Source organism: Pseudomonas sp. GXM4, from assembly GCF_008923895.1.
GTDB classification, from domain to species: domain Bacteria; phylum Pseudomonadota; class Gammaproteobacteria; order Pseudomonadales; family Pseudomonadaceae; genus Aquipseudomonas; species Aquipseudomonas atacamensis.
This window is the reverse complement of sequence record NZ_WBRZ01000078.1, coordinates 1-20,854: the sequence shown is the minus strand read 5'-3', so window position 1 is coordinate 20,854 and position 20,854 is coordinate 1. Positions and strand designations below refer to the sequence as shown.

General features: G+C 60.2%; 22 protein-coding genes. 7 read left to right on the top strand and 15 right to left on the bottom strand.

Going from position 1 to position 20,854, the window contains the following annotated elements:
* Positions 1 to 67: 67 nt before the first annotated feature.
* From msrQ to F8N49_RS12500, 6 genes are all read right to left on the bottom strand, one after another.
* Positions 68 to 691: a protein-methionine-sulfoxide reductase heme-binding subunit MsrQ gene (gene msrQ / locus F8N49_RS12525; protein WP_151551621.1), complete on the bottom strand. Its 624-nt coding sequence runs from the start codon at positions 689 to 691 to the stop codon at positions 68 to 70.
* Positions 691 to 1,704, bottom strand: coding sequence for a protein-methionine-sulfoxide reductase catalytic subunit MsrP (gene msrP, locus F8N49_RS12520; RefSeq protein ID WP_024014317.1), 1,014 nt, complete (start codon positions 1,702 to 1,704; stop codon positions 691 to 693). The genes msrQ and msrP overlap by 1 nt, the downstream gene beginning before the upstream one ends.
* 63 nt (positions 1,705 to 1,767) lie before the next feature.
* On the bottom strand, positions 1,768 to 2,625 hold the full coding sequence (pssA, locus tag F8N49_RS12515; protein WP_016773182.1) for a CDP-diacylglycerol--serine O-phosphatidyltransferase: 858 nt from the start codon (positions 2,623 to 2,625) through the stop codon (positions 1,768 to 1,770).
* A 148-nt stretch (positions 2,626 to 2,773) separates the two neighbouring features.
* Positions 2,774 to 3,790, bottom strand: a complete 1,017-nt coding sequence (ilvC, locus tag F8N49_RS12510) for a ketol-acid reductoisomerase (RefSeq protein WP_007909969.1) — start codon at positions 3,788 to 3,790, stop codon at positions 2,774 to 2,776.
* A gap of 46 nt (positions 3,791 to 3,836) precedes the next feature.
* Positions 3,837 to 4,328: an acetolactate synthase small subunit gene (gene ilvN / locus F8N49_RS12505; protein ID WP_003176102.1), complete on the bottom strand. Its 492-nt coding sequence runs from the start codon at positions 4,326 to 4,328 to the stop codon at positions 3,837 to 3,839.
* Positions 4,329 to 4,330: 2 nt separating this feature from the next.
* A complete protein-coding gene (locus F8N49_RS12500; RefSeq protein ID WP_039761986.1) occupies positions 4,331 to 6,055 on the bottom strand; it encodes an acetolactate synthase 3 large subunit in 1,725 nt (574 codons plus the stop codon).
* A 399-nt stretch (positions 6,056 to 6,454) separates the two neighbouring features.
* Between F8N49_RS12500 and F8N49_RS12495 the strand changes: the two genes are divergently transcribed.
* Positions 6,455 to 6,871 (top strand): DUF4124 domain-containing protein, encoded by a 417-nt coding sequence (locus tag F8N49_RS12495; protein ID WP_151551619.1) that lies wholly within the window; start codon positions 6,455 to 6,457, stop codon positions 6,869 to 6,871.
* A gap of 22 nt (positions 6,872 to 6,893) precedes the next feature.
* Here the strand turns inward: F8N49_RS12495 and F8N49_RS12490 are convergent, their stop codons facing one another.
* From F8N49_RS12490 to mrcB, 3 genes are read right to left on the bottom strand one after another with little or no spacing between them, the layout of a single operon-like run.
* Positions 6,894 to 7,229: a YqcC family protein gene (locus tag F8N49_RS12490; RefSeq protein ID WP_073475432.1), complete on the bottom strand. Its 336-nt coding sequence runs from the start codon at positions 7,227 to 7,229 to the stop codon at positions 6,894 to 6,896.
* Positions 7,229 to 7,978, bottom strand: coding sequence for a M48 family metallopeptidase (locus F8N49_RS12485; RefSeq protein WP_073475434.1), 750 nt, complete (start codon positions 7,976 to 7,978; stop codon positions 7,229 to 7,231). Before F8N49_RS12485 ends, F8N49_RS12490 begins: the two co-directional genes overlap by 1 nt.
* Positions 7,979 to 7,994: 16 nt before the next feature.
* On the bottom strand, positions 7,995 to 10,319 hold the full coding sequence (gene mrcB, locus F8N49_RS12480; protein ID WP_056790389.1) for a penicillin-binding protein 1B: 2,325 nt from the start codon (positions 10,317 to 10,319) through the stop codon (positions 7,995 to 7,997).
* Positions 10,320 to 10,435: 116 nt separating this feature from the next.
* On the opposite strand from mrcB, the gene F8N49_RS12475 reads away from it, so the two are divergent.
* The 4 genes from F8N49_RS12475 (at position 10,436) to F8N49_RS12460 (ending at position 13,800) form a co-directional block, all read left to right on the top strand.
* Positions 10,436 to 11,992: a bifunctional aminoglycoside phosphotransferase/ATP-binding protein gene (locus F8N49_RS12475; protein WP_024014320.1), complete on the top strand. Its 1,557-nt coding sequence runs from the start codon at positions 10,436 to 10,438 to the stop codon at positions 11,990 to 11,992.
* A gap of 91 nt (positions 11,993 to 12,083) precedes the next feature.
* On the top strand, positions 12,084 to 12,428 hold the full coding sequence (locus tag F8N49_RS12470; RefSeq protein ID WP_073475441.1) for a pentapeptide repeat-containing protein: 345 nt from the start codon (positions 12,084 to 12,086) through the stop codon (positions 12,426 to 12,428).
* A 289-nt stretch (positions 12,429 to 12,717) separates the two neighbouring features.
* Positions 12,718 to 12,990, top strand: a complete 273-nt coding sequence (locus F8N49_RS12465) for a TfoX/Sxy family protein (protein ID WP_016773175.1) — start codon at positions 12,718 to 12,720, stop codon at positions 12,988 to 12,990.
* Between the two features lie 15 nt (positions 12,991 to 13,005).
* On the top strand, positions 13,006 to 13,800 hold the full coding sequence (locus tag F8N49_RS12460) for a Crp/Fnr family transcriptional regulator (protein ID WP_151551617.1): 795 nt from the start codon (positions 13,006 to 13,008) through the stop codon (positions 13,798 to 13,800).
* A gap of 233 nt (positions 13,801 to 14,033) precedes the next feature.
* Here the strand turns inward: F8N49_RS12460 and F8N49_RS12455 are convergent, their stop codons facing one another.
* The 4 genes from F8N49_RS12455 to F8N49_RS12440 are packed head-to-tail and all read right to left on the bottom strand — an operon-like array spanning position 14,034 to position 17,575.
* On the bottom strand, positions 14,034 to 14,882 hold the full coding sequence (locus F8N49_RS12455; protein ID WP_151551615.1) for a ChaN family lipoprotein: 849 nt from the start codon (positions 14,880 to 14,882) through the stop codon (positions 14,034 to 14,036).
* 19 nt (positions 14,883 to 14,901) lie between these two features.
* A complete protein-coding gene (locus tag F8N49_RS12450; RefSeq protein WP_122706090.1) occupies positions 14,902 to 15,669 on the bottom strand; it encodes a heme ABC transporter ATP-binding protein in 768 nt (255 codons plus the stop codon).
* On the bottom strand, positions 15,669 to 16,652 hold the full coding sequence (locus F8N49_RS12445) for an iron ABC transporter permease (protein WP_164558310.1): 984 nt from the start codon (positions 16,650 to 16,652) through the stop codon (positions 15,669 to 15,671). Before F8N49_RS12445 ends, F8N49_RS12450 begins: the two co-directional genes overlap by 1 nt.
* A gap of 50 nt (positions 16,653 to 16,702) precedes the next feature.
* A complete protein-coding gene (locus F8N49_RS12440; protein ID WP_151551613.1) occupies positions 16,703 to 17,575 on the bottom strand; it encodes a hemin ABC transporter substrate-binding protein in 873 nt (290 codons plus the stop codon).
* A 164-nt stretch (positions 17,576 to 17,739) separates the two neighbouring features.
* Here F8N49_RS12440 and F8N49_RS12435 point away from each other — a divergent pair, with 164 nt between their 5' ends.
* A complete protein-coding gene (locus F8N49_RS12435) occupies positions 17,740 to 18,057 on the top strand; it encodes a Rieske (2Fe-2S) protein (protein ID WP_151551610.1) in 318 nt (105 codons plus the stop codon).
* Here the strand turns inward: F8N49_RS12435 and sfsA are convergent.
* Both sfsA and F8N49_RS12425 read right to left on the bottom strand, forming a co-directional pair.
* Positions 18,054 to 18,767 (bottom strand): DNA/RNA nuclease SfsA, encoded by a 714-nt coding sequence (gene sfsA, locus F8N49_RS12430; protein ID WP_122506696.1) that lies wholly within the window; start codon positions 18,765 to 18,767, stop codon positions 18,054 to 18,056. The genes F8N49_RS12435 and sfsA overlap by 4 nt on opposite strands.
* Positions 18,767 to 19,936, bottom strand: coding sequence for a pyridoxal phosphate-dependent aminotransferase (locus tag F8N49_RS12425; RefSeq protein ID WP_151551607.1), 1,170 nt, complete (start codon positions 19,934 to 19,936; stop codon positions 18,767 to 18,769). The genes sfsA and F8N49_RS12425 overlap by 1 nt, the downstream gene beginning before the upstream one ends.
* 332 nt (positions 19,937 to 20,268) lie before the next feature.
* Here F8N49_RS12425 and dksA point away from each other — a divergent pair, with 332 nt between their 5' ends.
* Positions 20,269 to 20,712 (top strand): RNA polymerase-binding protein DksA, encoded by a 444-nt coding sequence (gene dksA, locus F8N49_RS12420; protein ID WP_016773167.1) that lies wholly within the window; start codon positions 20,269 to 20,271, stop codon positions 20,710 to 20,712.
* Positions 20,713 to 20,854: the final 142 nt, after the last annotated feature.

Genomic DNA, 20,854 nt, shown 5'->3' with positions numbered 1-20,854 from the left:
GAGTTTTCCGTTTCGACTGCGCCGGAAGTGGGGCGAATTATAGACCTCTGGAATCTGCCGTCAACCGTTAATTTCGCTTTTCTTGCAGATTCTGCTTTTTACCCAGTAAACGCGGGATTCGCTTCATCACCGGCGGCAGACGAAGCAGCAAAAGCACGCCACCTATAAAGGCATAAATGGTCCACTCTTCCAGATCGGCCCGCACGATCCACAGCATATGCAGCAAACCCAGTCCGAGAATCAGGTAAACCAGGCGATGCAGCTTCTTCCAGCGAGCGCCCAAACGACGCTGACTATAACGATTGGACGTCACCGCCAGTATCAGTAATCCGAGAAAGCCCAGCGCACCAACAATAATGTAAGGCCGCTTGCGCAGCTCAACGCCCAACTGCGACCAGTCGAATCCGAGGATAAACGCCATATAGCTGAACAGATGCAGCGTCACATAAGCAAAACACCAAAGCCCTAACTGCCGGCGCACCGCAATCCACCCCGCCCAGCCGCTCAGCTTTTGCAACGGCGTCATGCTCAGCGTAATCAACAGCAACACCAGCGTGCCAAGCCCGAGACGATCAACCAGCACCTTGCCCGGATCAGGCCCGAGCAGATCCGCGAACGCTTGATAGAACCACAGCAATGGCCAGATCGCTGCGGCAATGAAAACGCCCACTCGCCAGAACGGATAACGCATCAGTAGTTCTTCCGCAGATCGAGCCCTGTATATAAAGAAGCGACTTCATCCGAGTAGCCGTTGAACATCTGGGTATCGCGCACATTCGGTTTGAACAGGCTGTTCGGCAAGCGCCGCTCGCGCGCCTGGGTCCAGCGTGGATGGTCGACGGTAGGATTCACATTCGCGTAGAAGCCGTACTCATCGGCAGCAATGCTTTGCCAGGTGGTCTTCGGCTGCTCGCTGACCAGACTGATGCGCACAATGGACTTCACACTTTTAAAGCCGTACTTCCACGGCACCACCAGACGCAAAGGTGCGCCGTTCTGGTTCGGCAGTTCGCGGCCATACATGCCCACCGCGAGGATCGCCAAAGGATTCATCGCCTCATCGAGACGCAAGCCTTCGACATACGGCCAGTCGATCAACGCAAAACCGGAACGCTGGCCGGGCATGCTCTTGGGATCCTGCAGGGTTTCGAAGCGGATGTACTTGGCCTTGGAAGTCGGCTCGACCTGTTTGAGCAAGGCCGAGATGGGAAAGCCGATCCAGGGAATGACCATCGACCACGCCTCGACGCAGCGCAGACGATAAATACGCTCCTCCAACTGATACGGTTTCATGAAGTCTTCCAGCGCATAACGCCCTGGCTTACCCACCTCCCCGTCAATCACCACGCTCCAGGGTTCGGTTTTCAGGTCGCCAGCGTTCCTCGCCGGATCGCCTTTGCCGGTACCGAACTCATAAAAGTTGTTGTAGTTCGTCGCGTCTTTATAAGGCGTGATCGCCTCGTCCTTGACGTTGACCGCCCCCCATTGAGTAGAAGGAAGCTTTTCGGCAAACCAGGCCGGAGCCTTGCCGGATTCGACATCAGAGTAGCGAGGGGCATCAGCGGCACTGGCCCAGCGTGGCAGGCTGCTCACGGCAATACCGGCAGCAGTGGCGCCGAGCAATTGGCGGCGGGAGAGATAAATGGCTTCAGGCGTGACATCCGACTCATGGCAGTCGGATGCTTTGGGGATCTTGATCAACATGACAACTCCGCAGCTTTGGAGGACAGGTGCACCCATAGACTGCGGAGTATGCGGGAAATTACATCACTCGGCGTTTTTGTGACGACGAAGACGCAACAGATATTGCACCGGACCGGACGCCGCATAGGCGAGGAACACCAGCAGCAGAATGCGCGGCGGATCACTGAACACGACAGCGAATACCAACACCACCGCCAGGATCGCCACGAACGGCACGCGACCTTTGAGATCCAGCTCCTTGAAGCTGTTGTACTTGATGTTGCTGACCATCAGCATGCCGGCCGCCGCCACCATCAAGGCCACCAGGAACGACATCTTCGAACCCTGGATGCCGTAATCGCTGAACGCCCAGACAATACCGGCCACCACACCTGCCGCCGCCGGGCTGGCCAGACCGATGAAGTAGCGTTTGTCCGCCGTGCCGACCTGGGTGTTGAAACGCGCCAGACGCAACGCCGCACCCGCTACATATATGAAGGCGACCATCCAGCCGACCTTGCCCATGTCTCCCAGCGCCCAGCCAAAGGCCAGCAATGCCGGCGCTACGCCGAACGCGACCATGTCCGACAGCGAGTCATACTCGGCGCCGAAGGCACTTTGCGTATTGGTCATGCGCGCCACGCGACCATCGAGGCCGTCGAGCACCATCGCGACGAAAATAGCGATCGCAGCGAAGGCGAAATACTTGCTCGCATTCACCGAGTCGCCGGCGCTCAACGCGGCCTGGGCGCTCATCGAGTTGATGATGGAATAGAAGCCTGCGAACAGGTTGGCAGTGGTGAACAGGTTCGGCAGCAGATAGATACCACGATGCCGGACTTTACGACCTTCAGCGTCGTGCCCTTCTTCGATGTGCTCATCGATGGGCAGCAGGCTTTCGGCGTCGGAAGCCTTGTTCGGCTCTTCGGGACGTTCGCTCATGGACATTACCTTGCAACGGTTTGGAAAAAATTCGACAGAGGCTTGAGGACGACAGTTCGGCCACAAACGATGCAGCTTTATACCAGAAGCACCGGCCCAAACGAAAAAACGCGGCCTAGGCCGCGTTTTTCGTACAAGGGACGACGACTCAGTTCTTGGCTTTGTCGACGATCTTGTTGGCACCGATCCACGGCATCATGGAGCGCAGTTGCTCGCCGATGACTTCGATACCGTGAGCGGCGTTGTTACGACGCTTGGCGGTCATCGAAGGGTAGCCGGTTGCGCCTTCGCTGATGAACATTTTGGCGTATTCGCCGTCCTGAATACGTTTCAGGGCGTTGCGCATGGCCTGACGGGATTCGGCGTTGATCACTTCCGGGCCAGTCACGTACTCACCGTACTCGGCGTTGTTGGAGATCGAGTAGTTCATGTTGGCGATACCGCCTTCGTACATGAGGTCAACGATCAGCTTCAGTTCGTGCAGGCACTCGAAGTAGGCCATTTCCGGCGCGTAGCCAGCTTCAACCAGAGTTTCGAAACCGGCTTTCACCAGTTCAACGGTACCGCCACACAGAACGGCTTGTTCGCCGAACAGGTCGGTTTCGGTCTCGTCCTTGAAGGTGGTTTCGATGATGCCGGTACGACCGCCACCGACGCCAGCAGCGTAGGACAGTGCGACGTTCTTGGCGTTGCCCGAGGCGTCCTGGTAGATCGCGATCAGGTCAGGGATACCGCCGCCTTTGACGAACTCGGAACGCACGGTGTGGCCCGGAGCTTTCGGCGCGATCATGATCACGTCGAGGTCGGCACGCGGAACAACCTGGTTGTAGTGAATCGCGAAGCCGTGGGAGAAGGCCAGAGTGGCGCCTTTCTTGATGTTCGGCTCGATTTCGTTCTTGTACAGCGAGGACTGGAACTCGTCCGGGGTCAGGATCATGACCAGGTCGGCAGCGGCAACAGCGGAAGCCACGTCGGTCACTTTCAGGCCGTGAGCTTCGGCTTTGGCAACGGTGGCCGAACCTTTACGCAGACCGACGGTAACGTCGACACCGGAGTCTTTCAGGTTGCACGCCTGAGCGTGGCCCTGGGAGCCGTAACCGATGATGGCAACTTTCTTGCCCTGGATGATCGACAGGTCGCAGTCTTTATCGTAGAAAACTTTCATGAATTTCCCCTTATATCCGGCCGTTCAGGCCATGCGCTAATTTGGTTTAGATGCTGAGTACTTTGTCGCCGCGAGCAATGCCGGTCACGCCGCTACGGACGGTCTCCAGAATCGATGCGGTGCCGATGGACTGAATGAAGCTGTCGAGCTTGTCGCTGGTACCGGTCAACTGAACGGTATACACGCTGGCGCTGACGTCGACGATCTGCCCACGGTAGATATCGGTAGTGCGTTTGATCTCGGCGCGCTGGGCGCCAGTGGCCTTGACCTTGACCAGCATCAGTTCACGCTCGATGTGAGCGCTTTCCGACAGGTCCACCAGCTTGACCACTTCGATCAGCTTGTTCAGGTTTTTGGTGATCTGCTCGATCACTTCATCGTGGCCCACGGTGGTCAGCGTCAGACGCGACAGGGTCGGGTCTTCGGTCGGGGCCACGGTCAGGCTTTCGATGTTGTAGTTGCGCTGCGAGAACAGGCCAACTACGCGAGACAGAGCGCCGGGTTCGTTTTCCAGAAGCAGGGAAATAATGTGCCGCATGATTAAGTACGCTCCGTCTTGCTCAGCCACATATCGCGCATGGAGCCGTCTTTGATCTGCATCGGGTAGACGTGCTCGCTGGTGTCGACCGCAACATCGATGATCACCAGGCGATCCTTCATGGCGAAGGCTTCGGCCATCTTCGACTTCAAATCTTTCGATTCGGTGATGCGTACGCCAACGTGGCCGTAGGCTTCAGCCAGCTTGATGAAGTCGGGCAGCGATTCCATGTAGGAGTGCGAGTGACGGCTGCCGTAGCTCATGTCCTGCCACTGGCGAACCATGCCCAGCACACCGTTGTTGAGGATGACGATCTTCACCGGCAAGCCGTATTGCAGGCAGGTCGACAGCTCCTGGATGTTCATCTGGATACTGCCTTCGCCGGTGACGCAGGCAACGTCGTCGTCCGGGAAGCTCAGTTTGATGCCCATCGCGGCTGGCAGACCAAAGCCCATCGTGCCCAGACCACCGGAGTTGATCCAGCGGTTCGGCTTGTTGAACGTATAGTACTGCGCGGCAAACATCTGGTGCTGACCAACGTCGGAGGTCACAAAGGCGTCGCCCTTGGTCACTTCGCAGAGGGTTTCGATCACGGTCTGCGGCTTGATCTTGCTGCCGTCGCCCTTTTCATAAGGGAACAGGCCGCGATCACCGCGCCATTCATCCACCTGCTTCCACCAGCTGGCTACGGACTCCTTGTTCGGGGTCTCACCGATTTCCTTGAGAATCGCGACCATTTCGGTCAGGACGCTCTCGACCGGACCCACGATTGGCACGTCGGCCTTGATGGTCTTGGAAATCGACGCCGGGTCGATGTCGATGTGGATGATCTTGGCGTTCGGGCAGAATTTCGCCGGGCCGTTGATCACCCGATCGTCGAAGCGTGCGCCCACTGCGAGGATCACGTCGGCATGGTGCATCGCCAGGTTCGCGGTGTAGCTGCCGTGCATACCCAGCATGCCGATGAACTGACGGTCAGTGCCAGGGAATGCGCCCAGACCCATCAAGGTGTTTGTCACCGGCAGGTTGAGCATTTTTGCCAGTTCGGTCAGTTGCGCGGAGCCATTGCCGAGAATCACGCCGCCGCCGGAGTACAGCACCGGGCGCTTGGCCGCCAACAACATTTCTGCTGCTTTGCGGATCTGCCCGGAGTGACCGCGAACGGCCGGGCTGTAGGAGCGCAGCTTGGCTTTTTTCGGAAAAACGTATTCGAACTTTTCGGCCGGGTTGGTCATGTCTTTCGGGATGTCGACCACGACCGGGCCCGGACGACCGGATTGCGCCAGGTAGAAGGCCTTCTTCATGACTTCCGGGATTTCCGAAGCGTGCTTGATCATGAAGCTGTGCTTCACGATCGGCCGGGAGATACCGATCATGTCGGTTTCCTGGAACGCGTCGGTGCCGACCATGGTGCTTGGCACCTGACCGGAAATGATCACCATCGGAATCGAGTCCATATAGGCGGTGGCAATACCGGTGATGGCGTTTGTGGCGCCTGGACCGGATGTCACCAATACCACGCCGGCTTTACCGGTGGCACGGGCGTAGCCATCAGCCATATGGGTCGCCGCTTGTTCGTGACGAACCAGGATGTGGGTCACTTCCGGTTCTTTGAACAGGGCATCGTAAACATGCAGGAGAGCACCACCCGGGTACCCGTAGATATATTTGACGCCTTCGTCACGCAAAAAGCGGACGAGCATCTCACCGCCAGATAAAAGCTCCACGTTGTTCACCTCTAAAACGCCAGAATACCGTCCACAAAAAAGGGGCGGGTCTTAATAGGTTTACTTCTCGGCAGAGCATGAGCGACGGTGGTCGCCGACTACGTCAGCACTGACTGAGCAAGTATTGGGATCGTCCCAAGTGTTGCGGGCCTTTCCCACCCAGCGCGAGGTAACGCGTTGCGGGTGTAACAGGTCGGCGCGGATGTGCGCCTCATGATCTACCGAGTGGGTCTGCTTCTGGCAGTCCCTCTACAGCGGACTTTGGATTCTTCTGTTTCGCCCTCTGCAAGTCAAGTCGTCTGTGTGGTTAATTGTGGGTAAGCACATGAGAACGCAAGAAAAAACCTGAAAAGCGCTACTCTGTTAGCGTCAATTGCGCATTTTTGCCAAGGAATCAGCATGCGAACGCTCCTCCTTACTCTGCTGATCGGTCTCAGCCCGTGGTGCTCGGCCGCTCAAATCTACAAATGGGTCGATGCCCAAGGCGTCACGCATTTCGATGCACAACCGCCGCAGGGCCAACCGGCGACGACCGTACAGACGCCCTCCTCACCCGCGCCGAAAGCTGCGCCGATGCCGGGCGGTGGCATCCTTGGCGATCAGAAGGCGATCGATGCCAAGGTGAAGAAACAGGTCGCCGAGCAGCAGGCGCAGCTCAAGGCATTTTGCGAGCAGGCACGCACGAACCTGGCGCAACTGCAGAACAATCCGCGCTTGCGTGAGGAGGTTGAGGGGGATGTGCGCAGGCTCGACGATACACAGCGTCAGGAACGCATCGTCGAAGCGAAGAAGCAGATTGCCGAGAACTGCCAGTAGGCCTGGCAGTTTCCAGTTTAGTTCAGCGGGACGCAGTGATCAGCAGGTCGAACTCTTTGAGCAGCACCTGCAACTGCCGATCCTTGCCGCCAAGGTTGCGCTGGGCGAAGACCATTTCCGCCATTTCCTGAATGCCCGAGGCATTCGGCAGCGGCAGATCCTGCTCAAGGATCATCTTCATGCGCGGCAGGAAGATCCATTGCAGCCATTGCTCGAAGTCCAGCGTGTCGACCGAAAACGGCTCGACACTGCTCAGCGCTTCGGCGGACGGCTGAACTTCATCCCACCAACCCTGGGTGCGCAGCTCGCGTTCGATCAGCAACAGCTGATCGGCGATTTTCGGGAAGCGCACATCCATCACAGGGAAACCTTGGCCTTCTGACGGGCCAGTGCGGCGCCGGCGGAATCGCCTTGTTTCTCACGAGACTGAGCGATGATTTCCCACAGGCTGGCTTGCAGATCCGGACGACCGTTGGCCATGGTCAGCGCACGACGGGCAAATTGCTCGGCTTGCGGCGCATCGCCCTGGGCCATACGTACTTGCGCCAAACGGTAAAGCACTTGTGGCTCACGGGGGGCGACACGTTGCGCCCGCTCCAGGCTGGAAGAAGCGCCGTTGAGGTCGCCGCCGGCCTGTTGCTGTTGCGCGGTGGTCAGCAAGGCGAGTACCGGACCGTCCAGTTGCTCATCCGCCGACAGACCGCCGCCACTGCTGGCCGAAGGAATGCCACTCGGCGTGGAAGGCATGCTGTAGCTGCCGGAGTTGATCGGCGCCGACTCAACCGCCGATGGGTTGTACGGCCCCGACGTGATACCGCCGGATGCAGGCCCCGGGACGATCGGCGAAGAGCTGATCGGTGTCGACACCGCCGCACCGCCGCCCGGCACCATCACCACTACGCCGGTATCGCCTTGCGGAATCGCCTGAGGCTGGCCCTGCACCGGGCGCTTGACCGTGGTCTGGCGAAAACCGCCATTGGCGCCGATGCGTTCGCTGTTGGACACGGCCGTGCCCGAATCCACCACGGGAATCGAACCACGCTGTACGGTGGAGCAGCCGCTGAGCAAAGCCACGGCGGTCACCGCTGGAATCAACCACTTGTTCACTTGAAACCCTCTTTGCTTAATTCATCCAGCCCTTGACCCAGTCCATCACCGATTCCGGCGAGGCAGGTGTTTCGCTTGCACACGCGGCGCCGGGTGGCGGCTCGCTGCCGCGAATATACGGCATCTGTACCGCGCCGGGGCAGTTGGCATCCGAACCCTGGCCGGTGCGCGAATCGACCCAGGCCTGCACGACGTTGTCCGGCTGCGGCATGTCCAGCGGCAGCGGATCGGCCTTGCGCATGAAACTGGTCCAGACCTGCAACGCACCGGTGGCCCCGGTGAACGGCGTCTTGCCGTTGTCGTCGCGGCCGAGCCAGACCACCGCCAGCAGATCCTGACTGAAACCGGCAAACCAGCTGTCGCGCGAATCGTTACTGGTACCGGTCTTGCCCGCCAGGGTCAGGGTCTTGGGCAGCACGTTATAAACCGAACTGCCGGTACCTTCACGCATCACCCGCTGCATGGCGTTCTGGATCAGGTAGATCGAGGCAGGGTCGAAGCGCTGTTCGATCTGGAACGGATAACGCTTGAGCGGCTCGCCCTCGGCGGTCAGCACGCTGCGAATGCCGCGCATCGGCGTATTGAAACCACCGTTGGCCAGCGTCTGATACATGGTCGCCACTTCGATCGGCGTCATGCCGCCGGCACCGAGCAGCATCGACGGGAACGCCGGGAACTCACGAGTGACGCCCAGGCGACCCACGGTCTTGAGCACATTCGGCACACCGACTTCCAGACCCAGACGTGAGGTCGACAGGTTGTAGGAATGCGCCAGGCCCTGATAGAGGAAAACCGTACCGTGGGAGCGGCGATCGTAGTTCTGTGGCTTCCACACCTGACCGTTGGCGCCCTTGACCGACAGCGGATCGTCCGACAGCCAACTGGTCAGCGTGTACTGGCTCGGCTTCTCGAGCGCGGTCAGATACACCGCCGGTTTGATCAAAGAACCAATCGGGCGCACCGCATCCAGTGCACGGTTGAACCCGGCATAACTGGCCTGACGGCTGCCGATCATCGCCTGGACTTCACCGGTTTCCGGGTTGGTCACGACCATCGCCGCTTCGACGTCATCCGAGCCCTTGCGCCCGGCCAGACGCTTGAAGGTGTCGTTGACCGAGGCTTCGGCTTTCATCTGCAGAATCGGGTCGAAACTGGTAAAGATGCGCAGGCCTTCTTCGGTCAAGTCTTCGTCGCGGTAGTCTTCGCGCAACTGACGTTTGACCAGGTCGATAAAGCCCGGGAACGAGCTGTCGGCGAGCTTGCCGCGAGTCGTCACGCCGAGCGGCATTTTCTTCGCCGCCTCGACCTGTTCGGGGGTTGCCACGCCTTGCTGCGCCAGCACGTCGAGGACCAGATTACGCCGCTCCAGCGCGCGCTCCGGGTTACGACGCGGGTTGTAGTAGGACGGCCCCTTGACCATGCCGACCAGCAACGCCACTTGATGCAGTTTCAGCTCGGACAATGGCTGGCCGAAGAAGAACTGGCTGGCCAGACCGAAACCGTGCACCGCACGCTGGCCGTCCTGACCGACAAAGACTTCGTTGAGGTAGGCCTCAAGAATTTCCTTCTTGTCGTAATGCAGTTCCAGCAGCAACGCCATCATCGCTTCGGTGAGCTTGCGGGTCAGGCTGCGTTCGCTAGTCAGGTAGAAGTTTTTCACCAACTGCTGGGTCAGCGTACTGCCGCCCTGGGTCATCTTGCCGCCGGAGGTGTTGATCCACACGGCGCGGGCGATCGATTTCGGCGACACGCCCCAGTGGCTGTAGAAGTCGCGGTCTTCCACAGCGATCAAGGTTTCGAGCAGGTACGGCGGCACCTGATCGAGTTTGATCAGGATGCGGTCTTCAAGATTTTTCGGGTAAATGCCGCCGATCATCAGCGGCTCGAGGCGCACCACCGACAGTTTCGAACCGTTGGTCGAGGACAGTTCGGCGACGTAGTCGCCGGAGAAGCGCACGCGAACCGGTTGCGGTTTCTCAAGGCCTTCATAGAACTGGAAGCCACGGGTGTTCAGGTCAACCGTATTGCCGCTGACGGCGGCGGCGCCGGGGCCATTGCTCACGGCTTCGCGGCGATAGCCGAGGGCATCGAGTTCGGTGAGGAAATCGTCCTTGCTGAGCTTCTGTCCGACGAACAGCTCAAGCGGGCGCGCGTACACCTTGGCCGGGATGGTCCAGCGCTTGCCGGAGAACTTCTCCTGCACCACGGCATCGAGGTAAACGGCAAAGCCGGCCAGCACTACAAGGCCGACCAGGCTGAGTTTAATGGCCCAGCTCAACCATGGGCTGAGGCCCTTGGCTGGTGGTTTTTTCTTGGTACGGGGGGATCGGGATCGAGTCATGGCGGCGGATTATACGCACTTTATCGATCCTCAACAGGCACGCGCGGAGGTTTGCGTCAGGCGGGCAAGCAGCCATAATGGCCGCCTCGAATTCCCCCGCCTCTGAAGGATCGCCCGTGAGCCAGTCCCTGATCGCTGCCCTGCAAAACCCGGCCCTCTACCCGCATCCCGTCGAAGGGTTTCAGGTCATCGAAACCCACATTTCGTGGGTGATTCTCACCGGCCCCTTTGCCTATAAAGTGAAGAAGCCGGTGAATTTCGGCTTCCTCGACTTCACCAGCCTCGACGCACGTGCGCATTTCTGCGCTGAAGAGCTGCGTCTGAACCAGCGTCTGACCGCTGATTTGTATCTGGACGTGTTGCCAATCACCGGCAGCGTCGAGGCACCGCAATTGGGCGGCGACGGCCCGGCTATCGAATACGTGCTGAAAATGCGCCAGTTCCCCCAGAGCGGCTTGCTCAGCACCCTGCAAGCCAATGGCGAACTGACCACTCAGCACATCGATGCGTTGGCCGAACAGATCGCCCATTTCCATCTCAACGCCCCGAAAGTCCCGGCCGAACACGACGCCGGCACGCCGGACAGCGTGATGGCGCCGGTCGCGCAAAACTTCGAGCAGATCCTGCCGTTCCTCAGCGACAAAAACGATTTGCTGCAACTCGATGCCCTGAAAGCCTGGGCCGAAAGCAGCTTCGAGCGCCTCAAGCCCCTGTTCGCCCAGCGCAAGTCACAAGGTTTCACCCGTGAATGCCACGGCGACATCCATTTGGGCAACGCCACGGTCATCGACGGCAATGTGGTGATCTTCGACTGCATCGAGTTCAACGAGCCATTCCGTTTCACTGACGTCTGGGCCGACACCGGTTTCCTCGCCATGGACCTGGAAGACCGTGGCCTGAAATCGTTGGCGCGTCGCCTCATCAGCCAGTACCTGGAACTGACCGGCGACTATGAGGGCCTGGAAGTGCTGAACTTCTATAAAGCCTACCGCGCGCTGGTGCGGGCCAAGGTGGCATTGTTCAGCATGCCGGCCGACGCGACTGCGGTGCAGCGCGCCACCACCCTGCGCCAGTACCGCAACTACGCCAACCTGGCGGAAAGCTACAGCACCATTCCTTCGCGCTTCATGGCCATTACCCACGGTGTTTCCGCAGTCGGCAAGAGCCATGTGGCCATGCGCCTGGTCGAAGCGCTGGGCGCGATTCGCCTGCGTTCCGATGTCGAGCGCAAGCGCCTGTTCGGCGAGCAGACTGTTGCCAACGACGTGCAGGCCGGCATTTACAGCGCCGATGCCAGCACCGCGACCTACGCGCGTCTGCATGAAATCGCCGAGGTGATCCTGCACGCCGGCTTCCCGGTAGTGATCGACGCGACTTACCTCAAGCGTGAGCAGCGCGACAACGCGGCGAAGATTGCCGAAGCCACCGGCACGCCGTTCCTGATCCTCGACTGCAACGCCCCGCAAGCCGTGATCGAGAGCTGGCTGGCGATGCGCCAGGCCGATCAGAAGGATCCGTCCGACGCCACCCTGGCAGTGATCGAAGCGCAGCAGGCCAACCGCGAAGCGCTGACGCCGGAAGAAATCCTGCGCAGCAAACGCGTGCAGACCAATGAATCCGGCACGCTGGACACCGTGGTCGCGCAGATCCGTCAGCGCCTGCCGGGTCTGTAAAAAACTATTTCGGCCGTGAAGCCCTCGCTCGCTTCACGGCCGGCAAATAGTGGCACTATACTGGCGTCATAAAACCAACAGGTGATCTGACATGAGCCAGCCAAAACTGCTCGACACTCCGCTTTACGCCCTGCTGCACAAAGATGACGTCGCAGGCTTCAACAAGGAACGCCCACTGGATGGTCCGATCGACATGGTCGGCGGCGATTTCCGGGGCCTCGACCTGCGCGAGCTGAACGCCGACGGCGTGGATTTCCGCGATGCGTACTTCCGCTCCGCCGACCTGCGCGGCATCGACTTCCGCAAGGCTTCGCTCGAAGGCGCCAGCCTGGCCCATGCGCAAATCTCCGGGGCGTACTTTCCGCCAGAGCTGAGTGCTGACGAGATTCTGATGTCGATGAATTTCGGCACACGGTTGCGCTATCGCACCCGCTGAAATCTGGAAATCTTCCTGACGCCACGCCTTTCCCCTGTGGGAGCGAGCCTGCTCGCGAAGGCGTAGTGTCAGCTGATATCGATTGTGTCTGATACGCCCTCTTCGCGAGCAGGCTCGCTCCCACATTGTTAACGCCTAACTCGCTTCCCTCTGCGTTCGCAGGTCCTTTACCCCCCCTTTCTTAGAAGCTTTTGCGTCGAATCCGACCAAACAACCACGCTTTTCCTACTGATGGCTACACTGCTGAGAAGCTCGCCCACGCACCATTCGGCCGTCGCAAGGAGGCTTGATGAATGATGAACTGCAACACCTGAAAAATCTTGGCAAGACATCGGCGCAATGGCTGCATGCCGTGGGCATCCACAGCGCCTCGGACTTGCGTCGCCTCGGTGCAGTGGATGCCTACCGGGCCGTGCGTACTCGGGGGTTTCGCGCATCGAAGGTGTTGTTGTATGCGATCGAAGGCGCGTTGATGGACGTGCACTGGAACGACATCCCCGCCGAGCGCAAGGACGCCTTGAACAAACAGCTCGAAGCCATTTCCGCGCGCCACAAGAACTGAACAGGCGCTGACGCCATGTATTTACTGGGGGAACAATCGGCCCACGCCGACGCATTGATCAATCGCTTGCAGAGTATTCCTGGGCAGTGGCTGCTGGATTTGTCGCCGTGCGCGCCGGTCATCGAGCTGGAGGCAACGGACGATCTGTTTGCACAGTTGCCGGAAGATCAGTTGTTTCTGCTGAGCGAGGGCGTGGTGCATGGCTGCATCGCGGGCCGTGCGCTGTTCTACTGGCAGGAAGGTGATCTGCTCGGCCTGCAACGTGGCGAGCAATGGAGCGACTGTCGCATTTGCAGCGACAGCGCTGTGCGCCTGGTGCCCTATGGGCGCGCTGAGGTTTTGCAGCATTTGTGTGCCGACCCTGATCGAGCGGAGCAGTTGCTGAGCTATCTGCTCGGGCAAATGGCGCTGCTCGCCCATGCCGTGGCCGAGCTGAAACCTCGGGAGTTTCGTAGCACCAACGGCTTCAAACGCGTTGAGGCGGGCGCCGTGCTGATTCAACAGGGCGATGCAGCGGATCATGTCTTTGTGATTATTGACGGGCATGCCGAGGCGTTCCTCGACGGGCACAAGGTAGGCGACGTGGCCAAGGACGAGATTTTCGGCGCCATGGCGTTGTTTACCGGCGAGCCGCGCAACGCCACGGTAGTGACGTCCGAGCCGAGCACGGTGATGTTGATTCCTGGTGATCAGTTTTTGAGCATGACTCGCAGCAATCCGAAGATCGCGCACAGCCTGATTGAGGGGATGGCTCGACGCATCGGCCAGTTGAATCGCCAGATCACGCAGTTGACGACGCAGCGCACCTAGCGCAAAGCCCTTTATTCACAGGGCCTCACCACCGCTCGCAAAACTAAATTACAGATTTGCAAAATCAGCGGTTGACGCGGTAATGAGAATCGCTATGATTATCACAACTGGTCGCGAGATCAGTCGATATTCTGAAAAGCCCTTGGTTCGGACTCTCAGATTATCTCCTCATCAGGCTAATCACGGTTATTTGACCCGGTTTTTTACCGGGTCTTTTTTTGCCTGTGGAAAAGTCATTTAGCGAATTGCTGGCGCATCTGCTCGCAGTAATCCGGCTTCGGCGTGGCCGGCGTGTACCAGACGTAATCGGCCATCGCCGCCGATACCGCAGCGCCCTGCTCGGCCAGCATCAATACGATCGGCGCCTTGCCAGCGCCGAGATCCGACAGATGCAGCGGCACGCCAACATCCTTGCGCGCATGCCAGGCACCGGCCAGCAGAATCGAAGGCATCGGCGCCGCCAGCATGCGTTCGGCCATGCGTCGATCACGCTGTTGCTGAATTGCCAACATCGCCGGCATCTGTGATTCGGGCAGCAAGCCGCAGTGGGATTCACTGATTTGCCCAAGCAAAGTTTTTTTAACCGACGGCGAATTGCTGCGCGGACCGTTCAGAGCAGGTGGATTGCGGTAGAACGCGCGGATTTCGCTGTCATCGAGATTGGCCGCCAGCAACGGATACGGCTGCGACAGGGCAAAGCGCACGATCGGCCCGTAAAGGTTCCAGTCCCAGCCCTCTTGCCAGGCCAATGCCGCGGGCAGATCTGCCGGAACGGATTTCGACTGGCGTGCCGCATCGACTTTCGCTTGTTGAACCGGCGAGAGCATTTCCAGCAGCAGACTGCCTTGCGCTCGCTGCTCGCCGAGCGACTGCAACAGCCACATCTGTGCGGCATGGTGATCGGCGTTGTCGTGCTGCTCACCGATGATCAAACGCTCAGGCTCAGCCAGACGCGTCAGCAATTGCTGCGCCGTAAGTACCTCGCCGCTGCGCAGATCGCGGATATCAGCGCCCACCGGCGGAGCCGCCACGTGCTGACAGCCCGCGAGCAACACCAGCGCCAACAACCACAATCCACGCATGCGACACCTCGATGATGATTCAGCGGGCGATGATCAGCGGATGCCCACGCTCCGGGTGCGGTTGCACCAAAACCTCCAGGCCGAACACTGCTTTAAGCGTATCCGGACGCAGCACCTGCTGCGGAGTATCCAGCGCAACCGGGCGCCCCTCCTCCAGCAACAGCACGCGATCACAATAGCGTGCCGCCAGATTCAGATCATGCAGGATCACCAGTACCGTCGCGCCGCGATCGGCGAACTCGCGCACCGCCTGCAAGGTGGTGTGCTGATGCAGCGGATCGAGCATGGATGTCGGTTCGTCGAGCAACAGGGTTTGCCCGGCCTGACCCGGCCAGAGTTGCGCCAGCACCCGCGCCAGATGCACGCGCTGACGCTCGCCACCGGACAACGCCAGATAACTGCGCCCACTCAGGTGCCCGGCATCGGCGGCGGCCAGCGCTGCCGCGACGATTTCGTCATCACGTACGCGCCCGGTCTGGTACGGCAAGCGGCCCATGCCGACGACCTCTTCCACGGCGAAGGCAAAATCCAGCGTCGAAACCTGCGGCAACACCGCCAGTCGTTGTGCCCGCTGCGTTCCGCTCCAGTGGCTCAAAGTCTGACCATCGAGCGAGACATTGCCGTCGCTGGCGGGCAACTCACCACACAATGCGCCAAGCAACGTGCTCTTGCCGGCGCCGTTCGGTCCCAGCACGCCAAGCACTTGACCGGGTTCGAGCCCGAGCGTAACCCCACTGAGCACAGCCTTACGGCCACGGCGGACATGCAGATTGTGCGCAGACAACATCAGGCACGCCCTCGCAGCAGCAGATAAAGGAAGAACGGCGCACCGATAAACGCGGTGACAATGCCGATCGGCAACTCCGCCGGCGCCAGCGCCAGGCGCGCCACCAGATCGGCGAGCAATAACAGGCTCGCACCCGCCAAAACCGAGGCTGGCAACAGAACTTTGTGATCGGGGCCGGCCAGCAGGCGCACCAGATGCGGCACCACCAGCCCGACAAAACCGATCATGCCCGCCGCCGCCACCGCCGCGCCGACACCCAGCGCTGTACAGAACACCAGTTCGCGCTTGAGCCGTTCGACATCGATGCCCAGATGACCGGCCTCGGATTCACCGAGCAACAAGGCATTCAATGCCTTGGCCCGACGCGGCAGCCACAGCGCCACGCCGATGGTGATGATCAGCAGAGGCCAAAGCCGCGCGTAACTGGCGCCGTTGAGGCTGCCCAGGTTCCAGAACGTCAGGGTGCGCAGCGTGGCGTCATCGGCCAGATAAGTGAACAGACCGACCGCCGAACTGGCCAGCGCCGTCAGCGCGATACCGGCCAGCAACATGGTCGCCACATGGGTCTGACCGTTGCGCCGGCCCAGCCGGTAGACCAGCGCCGTCACTCCAAGTCCGCCAAGAAACGCACACACCGACAACAGATATGGCCCGAACCACTCCGGCAGGCCGCCAAAGAACGAGCCGCCGACAATCGCAATCGCCGCGCCGAGTGCCGCGCCACTGGACACCCCGACCAGCCCTGGATCGGCCAGCGGATTACGAAACAGGCCCTGCATCGCCACCCCGGACAGCGCCAGCACGCCGCCGACCGCCAAGCCGAGCAAGGTTCGCGGCAGGCGGATCTGGCCGAGAATCAGCTCAGCCTGCTCCAATCCTTGCGGCGCCAACGGCACGCCGATCAGACGCAGCGCCGCGCGCAAGGTATCGAACAGCGGCAGGCTCACCGGCCCCAGCGCCAGCGACAGCCAGATCGCCAGCAGACACAGCAATGTCAGGCCGATAAACAAGCCACGGGGTTTGACCAGTGTGGTCATTGGCGGCCCTTGGCCGGGTAGAAGCCGTCAGTCAGGGTTTGCAAAGCAGCCGGCAACCGCGGCCCGAGACCGCCCACCAGCAGCGTCGGATCCAGCTCCATTACCCGCCCGCTCTTGGCCGCCCGGCTGGAATTGAGGATCGGGTTTTCCTTGAACAATGCCGCTTTTGCGGCCTCGCCGGCCAGCGCACGGTCAGCGAACACCAGCACTTCGGGATCGAGGCTGGCGAGGGATTCGACAGAAAACGGTTTGTAGCCGGTATGCGTCGCAAGGTTGTGCCCGCCAGCCTGTTGCAGCAACCAATCGGCGGCGGTGTCCTTGCCGGCGATCAACGGCTTGCCGCCGGCATGCCCGAGCAACAGCAACACGCCGGGGGCTTTCTGCGTGGTCTGCACTTGGGCAACGCGCGCTTTCTGCGCCTGGAGCTGCTGTTGATAACTCTGCAGCAACTGCGCTGCCTGGCTTTGTGCGCCGAGCAACTGGCCCAAACGAGTGACATTCTTTTCCAGTGTCGGCAGATCAGGCTGTGCCGAGAACAACTCGACTTTCACCTTGGCGGCTTTGACTTGCGCCAGAACCGGCGGCGGCCCCATTTCTTCGGTACCGACCAGAATGTCCGGGCGCAGGCTCAAGATGCCTTCCGCCGACAGGCTGCGCTGATAACCAATACTCGGCAGCGCCTGCAACGATTCGGGATGCTGGCTGGTGGTATCGACCCCCACCAGCTTCGACTCGCCCCCCAACGCGCTGACCCATTCCGACAGCGCGCCACCGGCGCTGACCCAGCGTTGCGGTAAATCCGCCGCAGCCGCCTGATGACTGAGAAAAAAGCCGACACACAGCACGGCAACGCGGGTTTTCAGGCGCATACACAGCTTCCTTGAACAAGGTTTCCCGGGCATCGGCGCAGCGAGCCAAGTATCCTCGGCAACGGCCAGACTCCCTGTGGGAGAAGGCCGCCATTTGATAATTGTTTGCATTTGAACGTCAAGCTCGGACATATCCAGACACGAGCGGACATTTGAGGATAGCCATGAAGTTTCTCTGCGCCGGCAGCGATCTGGCCGAAGGTGGCAGTCGCGGTTTCGAAATTGAAGGCAAAAAGCTGTTTGCCGTGCGTCGTGGCGGCAAGGTGTTTGTCTATTTCAATCGCTGCCCGCATCGCGGCGTCGGGCTGGAATGGCAGCCCGACCAGTTTCTCGACCCAAGCAACAGCCTGATCCAGTGCGCCACCCATGGTGCACTGTTTCTGATCGAGGACGGCGAATGCGTCGCCGGCCCCTGCGCCGGGCAATCGCTCACGGCAATTGAATGCCGGGAAGATACACAAGGCGTTTGGATCGACGTTTAACCGTTTAGCCGCACATCGAGTCGGCGGTCGATGACCATCTCTTCATGGTCCAGGCGCACGCCGTACGCCAACACCTCGACACCGCAAGCAACCGCTTCACGCAGCGCCTCGGCGTAAGCCCAATCGATTTCCTCGGCCGGGCGCACGGCATCGATGCCTGTGAGGTTCACACAGTACAGCTGCACCGCCCGAATACCGTCGCGCGCCAGATGCGCCAGCTCGCGCAGATGCTTGGCGCCGCGCTGGGTCACCGCATCGGGAAACGCCGCCACCGGCGTGCCGTCAAAGCCCAAGGTGACGCTTTTGACTTCGACATACGCCGGGCCGCTGGGGTATTCGAGGCGGAAGTCGATGCGGCTTTTTTCCTGCCCGTAGGCAACCTCACGCTTCAATGCGGTAAAACCGTTCAACTCGGTGATCACGCCCGCCTGCAAGGCTTCCTCAACCAAGCCGTTGGCGCGCCCGGTGTTGACGCAAAACAGCCGGCCCTGCGGGGTTTCGCCAATTTCCCAAGTGCCGGGCAACTTGCGTTTAGGGTCGTTCGAGCGGCTGAACCAGACCTGCCCGCCCTCGACTTGGCAATTGAGCATCGAACCAGTGTTAGGGCAGTGAATGGTCAGCAATTCGCCGCTAACGGTCTCGATATCGGCAAGAAAACGCTTATATCGGCGAATCAGCCGCGCTTCTTCCAGAGCAGGATAAAAGCGCATCAGCCTTGCCAGCTCTTCAAGCCGCGCGCAATGCGCTCAACCGCTTCCTGTAAACGTGCGAGGTTTTGTGTGTAAGCGAAGCGCACGTGATGGCTGGCCTGATAACGACCGAAATCCAGTCCCGGCGTAAAGGCAACGTGCTCGGTTTCGAGGAAATGTCGGCAGAATGCGAAGGCATCACCGCCGAAACGGCTGATATCGGCGTACAGATAAAACGCGCCTTCCGGCTCAACGGCGATGTTGAAACCGAGTTCACGCAGCGCCGGCAGGAGGAAGTCGCGACGGCGCGCAAACTCGGCGCGGCGCTCTTCGAGAATCGCGATGGTGGCCGGCTCGAAACAGGCGAGCGCCGCGTATTGCGCCATGCTCGGCGCACTGATGTAGAGGTTCTGCGCGAGTTTTTCCAGCTCGCTGACCGCCGCGTCCGGTGCGACCAGCCAGCCCAGGCGCCAACCGGTCATGCCGAAATACTTGGAGAAACTGTTGAGGACAAATGCGCTGTCATCGACTTCCAGCACACTGGCGGCATCGGTGCCGTAAGTCAGGCCGTGGTAGATCTCATCCACCACCAAGTGCCCGTGCCTGGCCTTGATCGCTGTGGATAATCCGCCCAGTTCATCGCGGGTCAGCAAAGTGCCCGTCGGGTTGGCCGGCGAAGCGACAAGGGCGCCGACACTGTCGTGATCCCAATGCCGCTCGACTAGATCCGGGGTCAGTTGATAACGCACCTCCGGCCCGACCGGCACCAGTTGCGCCGCGCCTTCGACCAGCCGCAAGAAATGCCGATTGCACGGGTAGCCGGGGTCTGCCAACAGCCAGTGTTTACCCGGATCGACCAACAGGGCACTGGCCAGCAACAGCGCGCCGGAGCCGCCCGGCGTGATCAGAATCCGTCGTGGGTCGATATTCAGGCCGTAACGCGATTGGTAGAAACCGGCGATCGCCTCGCGCAGTTCGGGAATGCCACGGGCGGCGGTGTAGCGGGTCTTGCCGGCGCTCAACGCAGCTTGTCCGGCGCGGATGATCGGCTCGGCGGTGGTGAAGTCCGGCTCGCCGATTTCCAGATGGATCACGTCGTGGCCTTCGGCCTGCAATTCATTGGCCCGCGCCAGCAGCGCCATCACATGGAACGGTTCGATCGCACGACTGCGCGCACTGTAGGGGCCCATTGGAATGCCTTCGACGGAAAAAAGAGACGATTCTACCTGTCTGCCGGAACGAGCGAGAACCCGTGGAGGTCACAGCCTCAAGAACGCTGGACTGTAACGATCTGAACGTACGCTCCAGGATTGACTAAAATCAGTGATTGAACAGGCCTCCCTTCCCACAGACACGGCTTGTCAGATATCTGCAAGCGCCACCCGCCGGGGGCTCGACATCCGGGAGTAGCGCAGGCTGATTTGATCTGGTAAGTTCGCCCGCTTGCAGCCGCAGGGCCGGCAGGTGTCGGTGATGGAGCAATCCTGCGCAATGGATTACAAGAGTAGAGGCGGTCTATTTCATGTCCACCCAAGCAAAGCAACAGCAGAAAGACACGATCAGCGGCTTCGAACCTTACGTTTCGAAGGCGGGTGAAGAGTACATGGGCGCTCCAATGCGCGCGCACTTCACCAAGATCCTGAACAAGTGGAAACTGGACTTGATGCAGGAAGTCGACCGCACGGTTGATCACATGAAAGACGAAGCGGCCAATTTCCCTGACCCGGCCGACCGTGCCAGCCAGGAAGAAGAGTTCGCCCTCGAACTGCGCGCCCGCGACCGCGAGCGCAAGCTGATCAAGAAAATCGACAAGACGCTGCAACTGATCGAAGACGAAGAGTACGGCTGGTGCGAGTCCTGCGGCATCGAGATCGGCGTCAAGCGCCTCGAAGCCCGCCCGACAGCGGATCTGTGCATCGACTGCAAGACCTTGGCGGAAATCAAGGAAAAGCAGGTCGGCAAGTAATATCGACCTGAACGAAAAACGGAGCGTGCGAACGCTCCGTTTTTGTTTCTGTGTTTTGCCCGCGGAACCTGCTTCTGCCTCTGTGGGAGCGAGCCTGCTCGCGAAAGCGTCCCTTCAGACAGCTCATTATTGCCTGACACAG

Excerpts from the sequence above, each read along its gene's own strand:
- msrQ (WP_151551621.1), bottom strand. The coding sequence starts at position 691 with ATGCGTTATCCGTTCTGGCGAGTGGGCGTTTTCATTGCCGCAGCGATC.
- msrP (WP_024014317.1), bottom strand. The coding sequence starts at position 1,704 with ATGTTGATCAAGATCCCCAAAGCATCCGACTGCCATGAGTCGGATGTC.
- pssA (WP_016773182.1), bottom strand. The coding sequence starts at position 2,625 with ATGAGCGAACGTCCCGAAGAGCCGAACAAGGCTTCCGACGCCGAAAGC.
- ilvC (WP_007909969.1), bottom strand. The coding sequence starts at position 3,790 with ATGAAAGTTTTCTACGATAAAGACTGCGACCTGTCGATCATCCAGGGC.
- ilvN (WP_003176102.1), bottom strand. The coding sequence starts at position 4,328 with ATGCGGCACATTATTTCCCTGCTTCTGGAAAACGAACCCGGCGCTCTG.
- F8N49_RS12495 (WP_151551619.1), top strand. The coding sequence starts at position 6,455 with ATGCGAACGCTCCTCCTTACTCTGCTGATCGGTCTCAGCCCGTGGTGC.
- F8N49_RS12490 (WP_073475432.1), bottom strand. The coding sequence starts at position 7,229 with ATGGATGTGCGCTTCCCGAAAATCGCCGATCAGCTGTTGCTGATCGAA.
- mrcB (WP_056790389.1), bottom strand. The coding sequence starts at position 10,319 with ATGACTCGATCCCGATCCCCCCGTACCAAGAAAAAACCACCAGCCAAG.
- F8N49_RS12470 (WP_073475441.1), top strand. The coding sequence starts at position 12,084 with ATGAGCCAGCCAAAACTGCTCGACACTCCGCTTTACGCCCTGCTGCAC.
- F8N49_RS12465 (WP_016773175.1), top strand. The coding sequence starts at position 12,718 with ATGAATGATGAACTGCAACACCTGAAAAATCTTGGCAAGACATCGGCG.
- F8N49_RS12460 (WP_151551617.1), top strand. The coding sequence starts at position 13,006 with ATGTATTTACTGGGGGAACAATCGGCCCACGCCGACGCATTGATCAAT.
- F8N49_RS12455 (WP_151551615.1), bottom strand. The coding sequence starts at position 14,882 with ATGCGTGGATTGTGGTTGTTGGCGCTGGTGTTGCTCGCGGGCTGTCAG.
- F8N49_RS12450 (WP_122706090.1), bottom strand. The coding sequence starts at position 15,669 with ATGTTGTCTGCGCACAATCTGCATGTCCGCCGTGGCCGTAAGGCTGTG.
- F8N49_RS12440 (WP_151551613.1), bottom strand. The coding sequence starts at position 17,575 with ATGCGCCTGAAAACCCGCGTTGCCGTGCTGTGTGTCGGCTTTTTTCTC.
- F8N49_RS12435 (WP_151551610.1), top strand. The coding sequence starts at position 17,740 with ATGAAGTTTCTCTGCGCCGGCAGCGATCTGGCCGAAGGTGGCAGTCGC.
- sfsA (WP_122506696.1), bottom strand. The coding sequence starts at position 18,767 with ATGCGCTTTTATCCTGCTCTGGAAGAAGCGCGGCTGATTCGCCGATAT.
- F8N49_RS12425 (WP_151551607.1), bottom strand. The coding sequence starts at position 19,936 with ATGGGCCCCTACAGTGCGCGCAGTCGTGCGATCGAACCGTTCCATGTG.
- dksA (WP_016773167.1), top strand. The coding sequence starts at position 20,269 with ATGTCCACCCAAGCAAAGCAACAGCAGAAAGACACGATCAGCGGCTTC.